Annotated in this window: 19 protein-coding genes and 1 tRNA gene; 10 read left to right on the top strand and 10 right to left on the bottom strand. The window is 61.9% G+C overall.

Annotated features, from left to right (window positions below):
• Positions 1–294: 294 nt before the first annotated feature.
• Complete coding sequence (locus NKI20_RS12945) at positions 295–855, top strand: ankyrin repeat domain-containing protein (protein ID WP_352831011.1); 561 nt, start codon at positions 295–297, stop codon at positions 853–855.
• A 35-nt stretch (positions 856–890) separates the two neighbouring features.
• On the opposite strand, the gene NKI20_RS12940 is transcribed toward NKI20_RS12945, so the two are convergent.
• On the bottom strand, positions 891–1,418 hold the full coding sequence (locus NKI20_RS12940) for a gamma carbonic anhydrase family protein (protein ID WP_352831009.1): 528 nt from the start codon (positions 1,416–1,418) through the stop codon (positions 891–893).
• A gap of 20 nt (positions 1,419–1,438) precedes the next feature.
• Positions 1,439–1,780, bottom strand: coding sequence for a DUF6949 family protein (locus NKI20_RS12935; RefSeq protein ID WP_352831007.1), 342 nt, complete (start codon positions 1,778–1,780; stop codon positions 1,439–1,441).
• 115 nt (positions 1,781–1,895) lie between these two features.
• Here NKI20_RS12935 and NKI20_RS12930 point away from each other — a divergent pair, with 115 nt between their 5' ends.
• Positions 1,896–2,621, top strand: coding sequence for a hypothetical protein (locus NKI20_RS12930; RefSeq protein WP_352831005.1), 726 nt, complete (start codon positions 1,896–1,898; stop codon positions 2,619–2,621).
• Positions 2,622–2,693: 72 nt separating this feature from the next.
• Here the strand turns inward: NKI20_RS12930 and NKI20_RS12925 are convergent, their stop codons facing one another.
• Both NKI20_RS12925 and cysE read right to left on the bottom strand, forming a co-directional pair.
• Positions 2,694–2,897: a DUF3126 family protein gene (locus NKI20_RS12925; protein ID WP_006200852.1), complete on the bottom strand. Its 204-nt coding sequence runs from the start codon at positions 2,895–2,897 to the stop codon at positions 2,694–2,696.
• Between the two features lie 150 nt (positions 2,898–3,047).
• Positions 3,048–3,896: a serine O-acetyltransferase gene (cysE, locus tag NKI20_RS12920; RefSeq protein ID WP_127415464.1), complete on the bottom strand. Its 849-nt coding sequence runs from the start codon at positions 3,894–3,896 to the stop codon at positions 3,048–3,050.
• Between the two features lie 147 nt (positions 3,897–4,043).
• Between cysE and NKI20_RS12915 the strand changes: the two genes are divergently transcribed.
• Positions 4,044–4,646 carry an HD domain-containing protein gene (locus NKI20_RS12915; protein WP_352831003.1) on the top strand — a complete coding sequence of 201 codons (603 nt, stop codon included), beginning with the start codon at positions 4,044–4,046 and terminating at the stop codon, positions 4,644–4,646.
• A gap of 33 nt (positions 4,647–4,679) precedes the next feature.
• Here the strand turns inward: NKI20_RS12915 and NKI20_RS12910 are convergent, their stop codons facing one another.
• The 3 genes from NKI20_RS12910 to NKI20_RS12900 are packed head-to-tail and all read right to left on the bottom strand — an operon-like array spanning position 4,680 to position 6,653.
• Positions 4,680–5,447, bottom strand: coding sequence for an alpha/beta fold hydrolase (locus tag NKI20_RS12910; protein WP_352831001.1), 768 nt, complete (start codon positions 5,445–5,447; stop codon positions 4,680–4,682).
• A gap of 20 nt (positions 5,448–5,467) precedes the next feature.
• A complete protein-coding gene (locus tag NKI20_RS12905; protein ID WP_352726664.1) occupies positions 5,468–6,031 on the bottom strand; it encodes a DUF192 domain-containing protein in 564 nt (187 codons plus the stop codon).
• A 25-nt stretch (positions 6,032–6,056) separates the two neighbouring features.
• Entirely contained in the window at positions 6,057–6,653 is a 597-nt protein-coding gene (locus tag NKI20_RS12900) for a cold-shock protein (RefSeq protein ID WP_032907472.1), read from the bottom strand.
• Positions 6,654–6,871: 218 nt separating this feature from the next.
• Between NKI20_RS12900 and gloA the strand changes: the two genes are divergently transcribed.
• Together gloA and NKI20_RS12890 are read left to right on the top strand one after the other, a co-directional pair.
• Positions 6,872–7,312, top strand: a complete 441-nt coding sequence (gene gloA, locus NKI20_RS12895; RefSeq protein WP_023759421.1) for a lactoylglutathione lyase — start codon at positions 6,872–6,874, stop codon at positions 7,310–7,312.
• 132 nt (positions 7,313–7,444) lie between these two features.
• Positions 7,445–7,738 carry a DUF2218 domain-containing protein gene (locus NKI20_RS12890; protein WP_352602558.1) on the top strand — a complete coding sequence of 98 codons (294 nt, stop codon included), beginning with the start codon at positions 7,445–7,447 and terminating at the stop codon, positions 7,736–7,738.
• Positions 7,739–7,796: 58 nt separating this feature from the next.
• Here the strand turns inward: NKI20_RS12890 and NKI20_RS12885 are convergent, their stop codons facing one another.
• Positions 7,797–8,357, bottom strand: coding sequence for a DUF1697 domain-containing protein (locus NKI20_RS12885; protein WP_023759423.1), 561 nt, complete (start codon positions 8,355–8,357; stop codon positions 7,797–7,799).
• Entirely contained in the window at positions 8,354–9,610 is a 1,257-nt protein-coding gene (gene ilvA / locus NKI20_RS12880; RefSeq protein ID WP_352830997.1) for a threonine ammonia-lyase IlvA, read from the bottom strand. The genes NKI20_RS12885 and ilvA overlap by 4 nt, the downstream gene beginning before the upstream one ends.
• 451 nt (positions 9,611–10,061) lie before the next feature.
• On the opposite strand from ilvA, the gene NKI20_RS12875 reads away from it, so the two are divergent.
• A complete protein-coding gene (locus NKI20_RS12875) occupies positions 10,062–11,135 on the top strand; it encodes an alpha/beta hydrolase (RefSeq protein WP_023759425.1) in 1,074 nt (357 codons plus the stop codon).
• A gap of 142 nt (positions 11,136–11,277) precedes the next feature.
• Positions 11,278–12,441 carry an alpha/beta hydrolase gene (locus tag NKI20_RS12870; RefSeq protein WP_023759426.1) on the top strand — a complete coding sequence of 388 codons (1,164 nt, stop codon included), beginning with the start codon at positions 11,278–11,280 and terminating at the stop codon, positions 12,439–12,441.
• A 155-nt stretch (positions 12,442–12,596) separates the two neighbouring features.
• Here NKI20_RS12870 and ade read toward each other — a convergent pair whose 3' ends face one another.
• Positions 12,597–14,417, bottom strand: coding sequence for an adenine deaminase (gene ade / locus NKI20_RS12865; RefSeq protein ID WP_352830994.1), 1,821 nt, complete (start codon positions 14,415–14,417; stop codon positions 12,597–12,599).
• 196 nt (positions 14,418–14,613) lie between these two features.
• Between ade and NKI20_RS12860 the strand changes: the two genes are divergently transcribed.
• The 3 genes from NKI20_RS12860 (at position 14,614) to NKI20_RS12850 (ending at position 15,907) form a co-directional block, all read left to right on the top strand.
• Positions 14,614–15,279: an outer membrane protein gene (locus NKI20_RS12860; protein ID WP_023759427.1), complete on the top strand. Its 666-nt coding sequence runs from the start codon at positions 14,614–14,616 to the stop codon at positions 15,277–15,279.
• A 102-nt stretch (positions 15,280–15,381) separates the two neighbouring features.
• A tRNA-Leu gene (locus NKI20_RS12855) sits at positions 15,382–15,467 on the top strand.
• Positions 15,468–15,712: 245 nt separating this feature from the next.
• A complete protein-coding gene (locus NKI20_RS12850) occupies positions 15,713–15,907 on the top strand; it encodes a hypothetical protein (protein WP_050589529.1) in 195 nt (64 codons plus the stop codon).
• Positions 15,908–16,108: the final 201 nt, after the last annotated feature.

The raw sequence follows: 16,108 nt of genomic DNA, 5'->3' as shown, positions 1-16,108 counted from the left end.
GTGCGAAGCGCTTAAGGAGAAACCCGGTCGAGTCCCCACCCTCCCCGTCCCCAACGACCGGGTGAAAGGAGCCGGCCCCGTCCCCGGGCCGGCTCCGCCATTTCTGGCGATGAAATGGCATCCGCTTGAGTGTCGTCACTTGTCAAAATGATATTATGTCAGACCACCCATCGGAAGGTCGCGGCTGCTACGGACATCGGACAAAGCCAGCCCCTTGCCCCTGCGATCCAGCTTTCAAATGGCTTTTGATCGCTGCAGTATGGGCGATCAAATTGCCACCTCTGGATCACCGCGATGTTGGAAATCCCGGAAGATCGCTGCGAGCGCCATCGCCTGTACAAGGCCATCGACGATGCCTTCAAGGCCGGCGATTTCGATGGTCTCGGCATAGCCCTAGGTGGCTCGCCCCGCTGGTTCGACGAGCGCATGCCGTTTGAGCTCGGGCTCGGGCATCCGCTGGAATATGCAATCTATTGGAGCCCCGTCGGTTTCATCTCGACCTTGCTGGATGCTGGCTCGGATCCGAATTATCAGGATCACGGCGGGTTTCCGTCCCTCATCGCGGCGCTGTCCACCGACCGGGCCGACAGGCTGGACATCGTGCGGGTATTGATCGAGGCCGGTGCCGACCCCAACATGCGGGGTGTGAACGACTGGACGCCGCTTCACTATTCGGTGGCCATCGGCAGCGTCGATGCGATCCGTCTGCTTTTGGCGGCCGGCGCCGACCCGACGCTCGAAACCCGCATCGATCACTACAGGACAGCCATCGAGGAGGCCGACATTGCCGGCTTTGACGCCGGTGCGTCCTTGCTGCGCGATGCGATAGCCGGGCCCGGCTCCAACCGCCGGTGAGTTAGTATTAGGCCGCGATGAAAGCCAAACTGGCCTCAGGCCTCCTTCAAGCCCGCCTTGAAGCGCTTGCCGTTGGCGACATAGTGCGCGGCCGAGCCGCGCAGTCTGGCAATTGCCGCGTCGTCCAGCACCCTGATCGCCTTGGCTGGCGCGCCGACGATCAGCGAATTGTCCGGGAATTCCTTGCCTTCGGTGACCAGCGCACCGGCGCCGACCAGCGAATTCCTGCCGATTTTCGCGCCGTTCAGCACGATGGCGCCCATGCCGATCAGGCTGTTGTCGCCGATCGTGCAGCCATGCAGCAACGCGCGATGGCCGATCGTGCAGCCCTCCCCGATCGTCAGCGGAAAGCCGGGATCGGTGTGCATGACCGTATGTTCCTGCACATTGGTGTCGGCGCCGATGACGATCGGCTCATTGTCGCCGCGAATGACGGCGCCGAACCAGAAGGCGGCATTGCGGCCAACCCGCACGTCGCCGATCAGCGTCGCATCGGGCGCGACCCAGTTGGTCTGTGCATCCGCGAAGCTGGGCCCCGTTCCATCGATCGCATAAAGCGGCATGTCTTGGTCTCCGAATCGTCTCAGCCTGGCAAGTCGGAGCCTAGGAGACGGATCGTCCATGAGGCAATGGCAAGCAAGACCACGCCCAGCGCCAAGGACCAAGCTATTGCCGTGCAGCCGCAGGACATCAGCGCCATCATCGAAATGCGGCGCTCGCGCCGGGCATCGATGGCATCGTTGACGAGCATGAAAGGGCCGGCACACGCGGTGGCGAGCAGCGAGCGCAAGATATGGGACGGCGACACATAGGGTTCGGTGAAGGCGACCTTGCGGCCCGAAACCAGTTCCATGGCCGATCCGGCCATCCCGCAGGCGGTCAACCCGACGACAAAAGCGAAGAGCGTGAGTTCCAGCGGTCCCATCTTAACTTCCCATTTACCATGAAATTGCACAGTCGTTCCATGAAGGCTGCAAAAGCCATGCCGTGCGACGTGTACCGCCCAGGGACACAGAGGCGGCTGGGATCCGAGAACCGAGATGAAACAGGCAGCGCTCGCCAACGAACTCACCGTGGTCGATTCCAGGCTGATGAAGCGGGTGCTCTACGCGTTCGTGGCGCTGGCTCTGCTGTCGGCAGCGATCAGCCTCGGCGGCAAATGGTTCGGCCATTCGATCGCCATGGCCGGATACACCGACGACGCAACAATCCACCAGGTGGTGATCGGCAACAATGTCATCGCCGTGCCGGCCAACGCCATCCGTTTCGCCCAGGCCAGGCGCGACGGTATCGCCTCGCGGCTCGATCTCTATCTGCGCTACCCCCAGATGGATGGCTACAGCGAGGCCGCGCGCGACGATTTCAACCACACCGGGGCAGCCAAGAACATCGTCTTCCTGTCTTTCGAACAGCGGATGATGTCGCGTGACATGAGTGGCCGCTTCGCGCCGATCTACAGCGCGTTGATCACCAAACCCGGCATTGCGGGGCCTGGCGGCACGACGGTGTACGGTTTCAACGAGAAATCAGGCTATTTGAACGAGGTGCTGGTTGTCGCCGAGCGCCCCGGCAAGGACCCGTTCGTGGCACGTTGCCTGAGCGGGCCGAGTGCCGACGAATCGCTGGCGCCGTGCGAGCGCGACATCCAGGTCGGCGACGAACTCAGCCTCACCTATCGCTTCCCAAGGGAGTTTCTGGGTGATTGGCAGACGCTTGACGCGGCAATCGCCACAGAAGCCGGGCGTGTCCTGAAAACAGGACATTAGAATAGAAAGCGTCGGAAGATCCGGCTGGCCGGCCGCATTCGAGGCGCAGCCGGCCAAGCGCAAGGTGCTGGCTCAGGCCAGATCGATGTCGAGGATTGCCATCGAAAAATTGTAGTCGCCGTCGTCTTCGTCCTTGAAGACGATGCCGAGGAATTCGTCACCGACATAGACCTCGGCTGAATCTTCCTTGCGCGGCCGTGCCTTGACCTCGAGCTTGGGGTTCTGGAAGACGCGCTTGAAATAGGCGTCCAGCTTTCTGATTTCGTCCGGCTTCAACAGTCTTCTCCGATCATCGGGCTTGCTCGTTCGAGCGCGCTTCTGACACGTCGACAATGGCGATGTAAAGGCAAGCGGCCCGATAAGGCGAGACAACCGCCACTCATGCCCACGGCCGGAATCCGGCAGCGGGCGGCGGCCTTGTGAAAATCAGATGTCGAAGCTGACGACCTGATCCATCGTCTGCGACGGCAGAAGCTGGTCCATCTGGCGCGACGGCTGATCGCAGCCGGTCTCGCCAACGACGCGAGCCGGTACGCCGGCAACCGTCTTGTTGTGCGGCACTGGCGACAGCACCACCGAGCCTGCCGCGATCTTCGAGCAATGGCCGATTTCGATGTTGCCGAGGATCTTGGCACCGGCGCCAATCAGCACGCCGTAACGGATCTTGGGATGACGATCACCGCCGGCCTTGCCGGTACCGCCCAGTGTTACGCCATGCAATATCGACACATCGTCCTCGATGACCGCGGTCTCGCCGACCACAAGGCCGGTGGCGTGGTCGATGAAGATGCCCTTGCCGATGCGCGCGGCCGGGTTGATGTCGGTCTGGAAGACCGAGGACGAGCGGCTCTGCAGATAGAGCGCGAAATCCTTGCGGCCCTGGTTCCACAGCCAATGCGCCAGGCGATGCGTCTGGATGGCGTGAAAACCCTTGAAATAGAGCACCGGCATGATGAAGCGGTCGCACGCCGGATCGCGGTCGTAATAGGCTTGGATGTCGACGCGCACGGTCGTCGGCCAGTCCTTGTCGTCGGCCAGCATGGATTTGAAGGTCTGGCGGATGAGATCGGAGCCGATGTCCTGGTGCGCCAGCCGTTCGGCCAGGCGATGGATGACCGCTTCCTCCAGGCTGTCCTGGTTGAGGATGGTCGAATAGAGGAACGCGGCGAGCAATGGGTCGCGGTTGACAGCCTCCATCGCTTCGTCGCGGATCGAACGCCAGATCGGGTCGACCGGCTTCAATGCGCTGTGTCGGGAAATGCTGATGCTGTTCATCGCCGTCTCGTCCTGCGCCCTGCCGGGCTTGCTTGTTGTGCTTGCCTGTTGTCCGGCCGCACATATAAGTCAAATCATAGCACGATTGAACTCAATTTTCCTCAGTGCATTGTCAAATGGATTTGGTTCGCGGGAATTCAAGCAGCCATGGAAAACGAACCCTTGATCGATGACGCTCTGAAGAGCGAGCTTTCAGCGCTCTACCGGGGACCAGGCCGCCATTACCACAACCTTGCCCATATCGAAGCGATGTTGGCGCTTGCAGGTGACTATCGGGCGGCGCTCGGCGACCCCGGAGCCGTCGAAGCGGCGATCTGGTTCCACGATGCCATCTATGACAGCAAGGCCAAGGACAACGAGGCGCAAAGTGCTGCCCTAGCCGAGAAGAAGCTGGCGGGCCGCGCGGACCCTTCCCGCCTCAACCGCATCTCGGCGATGATCGTCGCCACCGCCACACACCGGGTGCCGCCGTTTGACGACGCGACGAGCACACGCGACGCAAGTCTTTTCCTCGATATGGATCTGTCGATCCTGGGTGCCGCGCCGGACGCCTTCGACGCCTATGAGCGCGCCGTACGACGCGAGTACGCCTGGGTGGAGGGGCCGATGTGGCGGGCCGGGCGCAGTGCCGTGCTGAAGAATTTCCTCGCCCGCCCACACATTTTCCACACGGAGGAATTCCGGCAACGCTTTGAACGGCAGGCCCGCGAAAACATGGCGCGGTCGCTGGCGGCTCTCGCCACAGGCTGAGGGCAGTCACGTCCCGCTCCCCTCGCCGTCCGCTCAGAGCGGATTCTCGGCATAGAACTCCAGCACACGCTGCTTGAAGGTCTTGTCCCCGACAGCCAGCATGTGGTCGCGGCCCAAGATGTGAAAGGCCCTGGCGTTCGGCATCAACGCCGCGAGTTCATCGGGCGAGCCGCCAATGTCGTCGGTCGTGCCGACAGCTACCAGCGTCGGCTGGGCGATGCGGGCAATATCCTGCTCGCTCAGCAGTTCGCGCGATTTGGCAATGCAGGCGGCCAACGCACGGCGATCGCTGCGGGTCTGGTCGGCGAAGGCGCGAAACGATCGGCCGCGCGGATGGCTTGTCGCGGCCGGATCATCGGCAAGCAGGGCCGCGGCGATCGGATCCCAATCGCCGACACCATCGATCATGCCGATTCCAAGACCTCCGAAAACCAGCGTCGCCACCTTTTCCGGATCCGACAGCGCCAGGAACGCCGCGATGCGCGCGCCCATCGAATAGCCCATGACGTGGGCGCGCTCGATGCCGAGGTGGTCGAGCAAGGCGGCGGCATCCGAAGCCATCTTCGCCGGCGTATAGTCGGCCTCCTCATAGCTCTTCGAAGACGAACCATGGCCGCGGTTGTCGAAGGCGATGGCGCGGTAACCGGCTTCGTTCAGCGTCTTGAACCAGCCGGGCGACACCCAATTGACATAGTGGCTCGAAGCGAAGCCGTGGATCATGAGGACCGGGTCGCCCTCGCCCGATGCCGGCTGGCGGTCGAGGAAGGCAATGTCGAAGCCGTCGTGGGTGAAAAGCTGCATCGGCGATCCCGCCTGCCCACTCAACCGCCGCCGCCATTGGGCGCATCGCCATTGTCGGCGGGCGGCACGCCGGGGCTAGACGCTGTGCCCACGGCCGGATGGCGCACCAGGTCGCCATATTCGATGCCGTTGCTGGCGGCCGTGCCGGCCTTGAGTTCGAGCACGAAACGTACCGGGACACCTGGCGAAATAACGGCGTCGGATTGCGGCTCACCGCGCTTGATCGCCCGGATCTTGCCGTCCTGGCCGACAAAGATCAGATCGAGCGGCATCGGCGTGTTCCGCATCCAGAAATTGACCTGCTGTGGCATCTCGAAGACGAACAGCATGCCGTGATCGTCGGGCATGTCTTGGCGATACATCAAACCGGCTTCGCGCTCTGGATCGGTGTCGGCGATTTCGATGGAAAAGGAGCGATCGCCGCCTTTCGTCACCACGACCAGTGGCGTCGGGTCGACCGCAAGGATCATCGCCCGACTGTCCGCCGCGGTCGGCCTTTCGGAATAGAAGAAGGCGCCTGCGGCGACGATGACGGCAATCACGGCGCACACCACGCCCGCCGCCAGCCAGTTCCTGTGAGCCATTCGAAATCCTCAGCCGGAAATCGTCCTAGTGCGAGACCGGCAAGGTCCCCATATCGGGGTGAATTTCGGCGGCCATAAGGCCTTTGTCGCCGCGTCCGAAACGAACCAGCACGACCTGGCCGGGCCGAAGCTCGGTGATGCCGTAGCGGCGCAAGGTTTCCATATGGACGAAGATATCCTCGGTGCCCTCGCCGCGGGTCAGAAAACCAAAACCCTTGGTGCGGTTGAACCACTTCACCAAAGCGCGTTCGAGACCACTCTCCGGCGTCACCGCGACATGGGTGCGCTGCTCCTGCATCTCGGCCGGATGAACCGCTGTGGTGAGATCCATGGAGAGCACCCGGAAGGCCTGCAATCCGCGGTCGCCATGCTTGACGAGGCAGACCACGCGCGCGCCCTCCAGGGCCGTCTGAAAGCCGTCCTTTCGAAGACACGTCACATGGAGGAGGATGTCGCCCGAAATGCCGTCATCCGGGAGGATGAAACCATAACCCTTGGCCACATCGAACCACTTGATCACGCCGGCAATTTCGAGCAGGTCGGCGGCGTCACCGCCTTCGTCACGCTGCAAGGCATCGCCTAGAGGTTCGTCCCGCCCCATGAAAGAGGCCTTTTCCCCCATAAGAATGCCCCCTCTTTTAAAGAACACCGCAACTGATTCTTGGGGACCAGATTAACACTGCCGCTTCCGGTGTGTGCAAGACCTGCCGTGCCTTTTTTCACGGTTCAATGGGGTGAATACCGGATTTGTTCTTTGCCGGCATTGCGCGCTGCCGCATGATTGCCCTTTGACGGGGTCGACCCTATGTTGCACCGCAATGCAATTCACGAGGAATCCTCATGCGCTATCTGCACACCATGGTCCGCGTCGCCGACGTGGATGCCTCGCTTGACTTCTACTGCAACAAGCTCGGCCTCAAGGAGGTGCGCCGCTACGAAAACGAGCAAGGCCGCTTCACGCTGATCTTCCTCGCCGCGTCGGAAGACGAGCAAAGCGGCATCGCCGACAAGGCGCCGCTAATCGAACTGACCTACAATTGGGATCCGGAAGACTACAAGGGCGGGCGAAATTTCGGCCACCTCGCCTATGAGGTCGACGACATCTACGCCACCTGCCAGCATTTGATGGACAACGGCGTCATCATCAATCGGCCGCCGCGCGACGGCAATATGGCCTTCGTCAAGTCGCCGGACGGCATTTCGATCGAACTGCTGCAAAAGGGACCGGCGAAGCCCAAAGCCGAGCCTTGGGCCTCGATGCCGAACACCGGCACCTGGTAGCGATCACGCCATCTTGAGTGGGGCGGCCATGCGGACAAGCGGGCCGCCTTTGCCGTTCTGATCGACGGCACCTATCTACCTGCCTATCGCGCCTGCGCCGGCAAGGCCGGCGCTTACCAGGAGAATTCATTCATGCCGACCAGCCGTGCCGATATTGCCACCGAGCATGCCAGCCGCTACCTGCAGCAATTGTGCAAGCACTGGGCGCACAAATTCCCGGTCGAGTTCGATCCCGCCCATGGCACCATCGATCTCTCAATGGGTCGCACGGTTCTGGACGCAGACGCGACCGCGCTGCATATCACGGTTTCAACTGACGAAGCCGGATCGATCGAACGGCTGGAAAGCGTCGTCGCCGATCACATCAAGCGCTTTGCTTTCCGCGAAGAGCTGACCTTCGACTGGAAACCCGCGCCGGCGGCATAAGCGCCTATTCGAGCACGACTTCTGGCGAAAACCGGTACCCACTTTTCGGGATCGTGCTTCACTTCCCATCGGCCTGAGCGGCCATCGCCAGCAGCGCCTGCACCGAGCGCCAATTGCGCGCCGTGCCTGGCACTTTCAGGGTGCGCGGGATCAGCCCGGCAAACACCGATTTGCCCAGTCCATCCGGCGCATGCAGGTAGAGCACATCGCCCTTGACCTCGAAGCGTTCGGGCCCTGTGCACTTTTCGGCCAGCCGCGCCACCTCATCAGCGGTCGGCTCGCGTTCCAGCACATAGGCATGGAGCCTCGTGTGGTCCGCAGCCACGTCCGGATAGGGATTTTCGTTCACCAGCCGCTCGAACCATGAGAGATCGCGCACCATGATGCGGGAATGGAAACCCCATTTCTTCTCGAAGGCTGCTTCGAGCTGTTTTGCCAGCGTGACCGCGTTGCCCTTCTTCGCCTTGAACACGGCATTGCCGCTCTGCACATAGGTGGCGACATCGGAAAAGCCGAGATCCTCGAAGAATGATCGCAACTCCGCCATGTTGACGATGCGGTTGCCGCCGACATTGATGCCGGAAAACAGCGCGACGAAGGTTTTTCCGACACCGCTCATATGATGAACCCGGCCAAGGTCTCGTTGTCGGTGATGTCCTGGTACTGGACGCCTTCTGCCTCGAAATTCGCCTTGAGCAGTTCGAAATTGCGGCGGTCCTTGGTTTCGATGCCGATCAACACCGAACCGAAATTGCGCGCCGATTTCTTCAGATATTCGAAACGGGCGATGTCGTCGTCCGGACCGAGCAGTTCGAGGAAGTCGCGCAGCGCGCCTGGCCGCTGGGGGAAGCGGATGATGAAGTATTTCTTCAGGCCCTCGAAGCGCAGTGCCCGCTCCTTGACGTCCGGCAGCCGCTCGAAATCGAAATTGCCGCCCGAGACCACGGCGACAATGGTCTTGCCCCTGATCTCCTTTCTGGAGAAATCCTTCAGCGCATCGATCGCCAGGGCACCGGCCGGCTCCAGCACGACGCCCTCGACGTTGAGCATTTCGATCATGGTGGCGCAGAGCCGGTTTTCCGGAATCAGCCGCACGGTGTCGGCAGGAAAATCCTTGAGATGCCGTAACGGCTCGCGGCCGATCTCGGCCACCGCCGCGCCATCGACGAAATTGTCGACCTTGGCGAGCTTGAGCCGTTTTCCCGCAGCGAGGCTATCTCTCAGGCTCGGTGCGCCGGCTGGTTCACAGAAGACGAAGCGCGCTTCCCGGCCCTGATCGGCGAAATAATGGGTGACGCCGGCGGCGAGCCCGCCACCGCCGACCGGCAGCATGACGATGTCGGGCATGCGGGCGCCGGGCATCTGGTCCGCGATCTCATAGGCGACGGTCGCCTGGCCCTCGATGATATCCTTGTGGTCGAAAGGCGGCACCATATGGCCGCCGGAACTTTCGGTGAATTCGAAGGCGGCGCGATAGCAATCGTCGAAAAAGTCGCCAACCAGCCTGATCTCGACGAAATCGCCGCCGAACAGCCTGGTCTTGTCGATCTTCTGCTGCGGAGTCGTCACGGGCATGAACACCACACCCTTCTTGCCGAAATGGCGACAGACGAAAGCAAAGCCCTGCGCATGGTTGCCGGCGGACGCGCACACGAACAGTTCGGCCTCGTTGCCCGCCGCCAGCGTTTTGCGGAAGAAATTAAAGGCGCCGCGGATCTTGTAGGAACGCACGGGCGACAGATCCTCGCGCTTCAACAGCACCCGCGCGCCGGTCTTTTTCGACAAATAGTCGTTTTCCTGCAGCGGCGTTTCCGGGAATATCTGACGGATCGCGGCAGCAGCGGCGGCAACGCGGGAAGAGAAACTGTTCATTGAAAACCCCCTCGCGGCGCATGTCGTCCGCGGACCTCATCACCGATCGGAGCCGCGCACCGTCAGTTATAGGCGTTATGCTATGATGCAGCACGAACCCGCCTATTGCATATCCGGCCTCGCGACGCCATCGTCACGCCATTCACGTCCCTACGCAACGGGCATTGGCAAACGTTTTGCAATCCCTTGAAGGCGTTTGTTAATGCTTTTTGCGAGGGTCGACCTGAAATCCTGTCCTTGCCGGAACCGGCGCGTCGATGGTGGACGCCGCGTTGTGCGCACCGGGGAGGCGTTCCTCCCGCCATTTTTGGCTTTCGCGCAACACTGCGGCGGCTGTAGCCGGGCGCTGATCACATTTCGATGGGACACGACTTAGTTCCGCCGCACTCTCCCTGTCCGGGAGGTGTCGCGGGGGTAGACAGGCCTTTCGGCCGGAGTTGGAATTTCAAGCGTGCCTTTGAAGAAGATCTTTACCGTTGTCCTTGCCTTGTTCGTCACCGGCTGCGCCGGCTCGCAAACACAGGAACTGCTGGGTAGCGCCATGGTGTCCGCCCCGGTGACGGAGATCGCCGGCAACCACAGCATCTTTATCGCCACGACGCGCAAGAAATCCGACGATCCCAATAAGGTTTTCGACGGCGAGCGCTCGGCGACGCTTAACTACGCGCGCGTCAACGTCACCGTTCCGGGGATCCACGAGACCGGCCAGATCGAGCGGCGCTCGCGCGGCAAGTCGGACGACCCGGCCAAATATTTCATGGCCTCCGAGGTCGTCGGCTACGACACGCAGCCGAAATTCTCCAGCGCCCTCAACGCCGACATCGCGGCGCGCGGCGGCCGCGTCATGGTCTTCGTGCATGGCTACAACACCGGCTTCGACGCCGCCGTCTATCGCCTCACCCAGATTGTCCACGATTCCGGCTATCCCGGCACGCCCGTGCTGTTTTCCTGGGCATCGGGCGCCAGGACCACCGACTATGTCTACGACAAGGAAAGCGCCAGTGCTGCCCGCGACCAGCTGGAAGTGACGCTCAGGATGCTGCAGCAGTCGGGCGCCCGGCGCATCGACATAGTCGCCCACTCAATGGGAACCTGGGTGACCATGGAAACGCTGCGCCAGATGGCCATCAGCGGCGACCGCGATCTCGGTGGCAAGCTCGGCGACGTGGTGCTGGCCTCACCCGACATCGACGTCGACGTGTTCAAGAGCCAGATGCGGCGCTACGGCAAGCCCGACAAGCCGTTCATCCTGCTATTGTCCGACGACGATCGGGCCCTGAGGCTCTCAGGCCTGATCGCCGGTTCGCGGCCGCGCGTCGGCGACTACAAGGATGCCGCCGATCTTGCCTCCTACGGCGTGACCGTCGTCGACCTCTCCACGGTCAAGGGAAGCGACAGCTTCAACCATACGAAATTCGCCGACAATCCAACGCTGGTGAAGATGATCGGCCAGCGCCTGCGCGAGGATGACGGCTTTGCCAGCGACCGTGACGTGACCGACCGCATCGGCCTGCTCGGCCAATAGATGGGGTCCCGCGGTTTCGCCGTGCCTGTTCAGTATTGCGGACGTATGGACTCACTTTGAACTGGACCGCGCCGGTGTCTGGCTCTATCGGAGTAGCCAGCGACGTCACGCGTTTGACGTCCCCCCTTACGAGAGCTGGCGCGTGACCGTGCGTTCGAAGAGTTGCCTCGTCGTTGCTATCGCGCTCGCCGTGACCGGCTGCGCCGGCCAGAACACGCATGACCTGCTCAACAGGACCGCTGTCTCGGTGCCCGCTTCCGACATCGCGGCGACGCATGAGATCTTCGTTGCAACGACCCGGCAGAAGGCAATCAAGGATCCGCGACAGGTGTACGACGGCGATCGCTCGCTGACCACCAGCTTTGCCCGTGTCGACGTCACCGTTCCGAAAAGCCATCAGGTCGGCGCCATAGAGCGGGCCAAAGGATCGGCAAATAGCGCTCCGGCCAAGGACTTCACCGCCAGGGACGTAACCTTCTACGAAGGCGCGCCGCAATTCGCCAAGGCGGTCGGCGCAGACATCGCCATGCGCGGAGACCGTGTGCTGGTTTTCGTGCATGGCTTCAACAATGGCTTCGATGACGGCATCTATCGGCTGACGCAGATCGCCCACGACACGAAATATCCAGGTACGCCGGTGCTGTTCTCATGGGCGTCGAGCGGCAAGACCACCGGTTACATCTACGACAAGGAAAGCGCCAACGCGGCGCGCGACGACCTCGAGGCGACGCTCAGGATGCTAGCCAAGACTAAGGTCAAGAGCATCGACATCATCGCGCATTCGATGGGAACCTGGGTGACCATGGAGGCGCTGCGCCAGCTCGCCATCACCGGCGACCGCGATCTCGGCGGCAAGCTCGGCTACGTCATCCTGGCCTCGCCCGACATCGATGTCGATGTGTTCAAGAAGCAGATGATCCGCTACGGCAAACCCGATAAGCCGTTCGCCATTCTGCTCTCCGCGGATGACCGGGCTCTCAAGCTTTCCTCCCTGATCTCGGGCGACAAGCCACGTGTCGGCGACTACGGCAATGCGGCCGACCTTGCCAGCTATGGCGTGTCGGTGGTCGATCTTTCCCAGGCCAAGGGCGGCGACCGGCTCAACCACGCCAAATTCGCCGACAACCCGATGCTGGTGCAACTGCTCGGCGACCGGCTGCGGGCGCCAGCTGGCCTGGCCTCGGACGAACCCGGCCCGACACAGCTCAACAATCTCGGTCAAGGCCTCGGCAAGGCCGTCGGCTCGGTCGCCGAGATCGTCATCACCACGCCGTTCAAGGTGCTGACCATAGCCACCGGCGGGTGAGCGAGCCATCAGCCAGGATTGGTCGAGATTCAGGTCAGGCCGAGCCGAAAATGGTGGTGTCCGAGAACCGGAGCGGAGCGTACTTAAGTACGTGAGCACCGGAAGCGCAGGAAACCGGCGTTTGCAGGCCGGCATCACCTGAATATCGACCAATCCTAGACGAACAGGTCGACCTTCTGGAAAGTCGTCACATCGATCAGGCCGACATCGGAAATCCTGAGCTCGGGAATGACGACCAGCGCCAGCAGCGAGTGCTGCATATAGGCGTTGTTTAGCGAACAGCCCATCTTGCGCATCGCCTCGGTGAGCTTGTCCGCCTTGGCCGCGACGATTTCCGCCCGCTCGTCCGACATCAGCCCGGCGATCGGCATTTCGACCAGCGCCAGTTCCTTGCCCTTGGAGAACAGCACGACGCCGCCGCCGACCTCGCCCAGACGGTTCACGGCCAGCGCCATGTCCTGCTTGTTGGTACCGACGCAGATGATGTGGTGGGCGTCATGCGCCACGCTGGACGCCATGGCGCAGTCGGCCATGTAACCGAATCCGGAGACGAAGGCGTTGGTAACGCCGCCCGTGCCTCTGTGGCGCTCGACTAGCGCGATCTGGCAGACATCGTTGCGGCGATCCATGGCGACCAGCCCGTCCTCGACCGGCAGATCGGCCTCCAGTGCCCGCGTCGGCGCCTGGTTCTCGATGACGCCGATGACGCGCACCCGCACCTCGTGGGCGCCCTTGGGAGCCACGATGTCGAAGTCGCCGCCCTTCAGCCTCTTGCCGAGCTTGACGGTATTCTTCGCCGTCTTCGGGTAATCATAGGCCGGAATATCGATTTCGAGCTTGCCGCCCTTGGCCAGCCTGACACCGCGTGAATAGACCTCGTCTATCGTCATTGCGGCGAGATCCGAGACGATCAGCAGATCGGCCAGCCGACCCGGCGCAATCGAGCCGATCTCGCGTTCCAGTTTGAAATGCCGGGCGGTGTTGAGTGTCGCCATCTGGATCGCCATCACCGGCTTCAACCCCTGTTGGATGGCGTGGCGCACCACGCGGTCCATGTGGCCTTCATGAACCAACGTGCCGGAATGGCTGTCGTCGGTGCACAGGATGAAGTTGCGCGGGTCGATCCCGCTCTCCGTCACCGCCTTGATCTGCGAGGCCACGTCGTACCAGGCCGAACCCAGCCGCAGCATCGCCTTCATGCCCTGGCGAACACGCGCAATGGCATCCTCGGCGCGCGTGCCCTCGTGGTCGTCTTCCGGGCCGCCTGCGACATAGCCATGGAACGGCAGACCGAGATCGCGCGAGGCATAGTGGCCACCGACCGTCTTGCCTGCCTTGACCGTCGCGGCGATCTCGCCCGACATGACCGGATCATTGGCGGCGACGCCGGGGAAATTCATCACCTCTCCCAGTCCGATGATGTTTTCCCAAGTCATCGCTTCCGCCACATCGGCGACCGTCAGTTCGGCGCCGGCATGTTCCAGCCCCGGCGCCGAAGGCACGCAGGACGGCATCTGCACATGCACGTTGATCGGCATGGCGACGGCCTCGTCATGCATCAGCCGCACGCCTGGCAGCCCCAGTACATTGGCGATCTCGTGCGGATCGATGAACATCGACGTGGTGCCATGCGGAATGACAGCCCGGCAGAACTCGGTCACCGTCACCATGCCACTCTCGACATGCATGTGCGCGTCGCAGAGGCCGGGCACCAGATAACGCCCGCCTGCGTCGACCACCTTGGTGACGCCCTGGCCGATGGCGTGGCTTGCATCAGGCCCGCAAAAGGCGAAGCGCCCGCCGGCAATGGCGATGTCGGTGCCGGCGATGATCTCGCCCGAATGGACGTTCACCCAGCGGCCGTTGCGGATAACGAGATCGGCGGGTTTGCGCCCCATGGCGACATCGACCAGATGCGTCGCCATCTCGGTCCAGGGTTTGGGTTTCGTCGCATGCCCCGACGGCTTCTTTGTCATGAAAGACTCCTGTTTGCCCGACTGTGCCAAGCCGATGTGGTTTTGGCCAGCGCTGAACGGTCTTTGCTCCTGTCGATCAACGGATTACGCCGTCTTCACCACATATTGGTCGCAGTCGGAATGGAATTCCGTTTTGTGGCAAATCAGGTTACCCTTTCCGCAAGGACATTTCTGGATCGCCATTTCGGGGAGTTCGATGCGTCGCCTGATGGTCGCAAGTGCCGTTTTTCTTGTCGCTTCGGCCGTGCCGGCTTTTGCAGCCGACCAGATGGTCGACGTGCCGATGACAGCGCCCGGCTTCGACTGGACGGGCTACTACGCCGGTCTGCAGGGCGGCTATGGCTGGGGCCGATCCGATATATCAACGACGGAAGGCGCGCCGTTTTCCATCACCCCCGATATTGATGGCGGCTTCGTCGGCGGCCATGTCGCCGGCCTGTGGCAGTTCGACCAGGCGGTGCTAGGCGCCGAGGCAGAGCTCAACTATTCGTCGATCGAAGGCACGACGGAATCGGGCCTGGGAAGCCCATTCGGGACCGACATCAAATGGTTCGGGTCGGTCAACGCCAAGGCCGGCTACGCCATGGATCGCCTGCTGGTCTACGGCATTGGCGGCGTCGCCTTTGCCGGCATCGAGACATCGCAAGTCGCGGGTCCGGCGTTCGCCAGCACGCGCACAAATGTCGGTTGGACCGTTGGTGCCGGCGTCGACTACGCATTGACCGACAAGTTCGTCGTCGGCGCGCAGTATCGCTACTATGATTTCGGCTCCGAGCACTACGACGTGGCGGAACCCTTCAACGATCGCGATCAGAACGTGAAGCTCAACACGGTCGGGATCAATTTGAGCTACAAGTTCTGAACCAGCCCACTGTTATCACCAAGCCGCCCGGGCCGCACGTCCGGCCAAGGCCAAATAACACGACTTGACGGCCTGTGTCTGGCGTCTGAAAAGGGCTGGCCTGCGGACGTGGCGGAATTGGTAGACGCAAGGGACTTAAAATCCCTCGATCTCTGATCGTACGGGTTCGATTCCCGTCGTCCGCACCAGATTGAATTCCAACGATTATCGCATTCTGCGGTGGTGGATGCCCAAGAAAATCATTCGTGGGAAGCTGTGCGGGTAGCCGGAGCGTGCGCAAGATTTGACTTTGAGCGGGAATCGGAGCTTGCCTTGAATCTGACCTGGCCCTGCCACGAAACTACACCAATGCAAGAGCTCTTGAATCTGCCGGCGCCGAGGTCACCGCCGAGAACGGCGGCGGCGCTGACTTGAGGCTGCGGAAGGATCGGGTATGATTGCCACGATGTTTCGATGGGGCGCGATCCTTGGCGTCATCGGCTTTATCGGCGGGTTCGTGGGGCCGATTGTCTTCACGCCCGAAGCAAACCAGGGCCCGCTGCTCGGCATCTTCATCACAGGTCCGCTGGGCTTCGTGCTCGGCCTGATTGTCGGGCTGGTGCTTTCACTTCAGCCGAGGCGTTACTGAAATCGTCAAGCACTTCAGTGCGATCGAATCCGCATGCAGCGTGCCTCGTCCTGGCGTTGATAATCAGGCACGCAGGTGAAGAACACCGGCCGGCGGTCGCGGCCCGACTCGCAAATAGCGATTCAATTAATTAGCGCGTGCTTAATCAGATCCGGAGGATTTTAACGAATCGTTGACCGCGCTGTCCCAGAATAGGACGGC

Origin of the sequence: Mesorhizobium sp. M0830 (assembly GCF_040319965.1) — a bacterium.
GTDB lineage: Bacteria > Pseudomonadota > Alphaproteobacteria > Rhizobiales > Rhizobiaceae > Mesorhizobium.
Note: the sequence above shows the minus strand (reverse complement) of the source record. Positions and strands in the feature narration are given on the sequence as shown.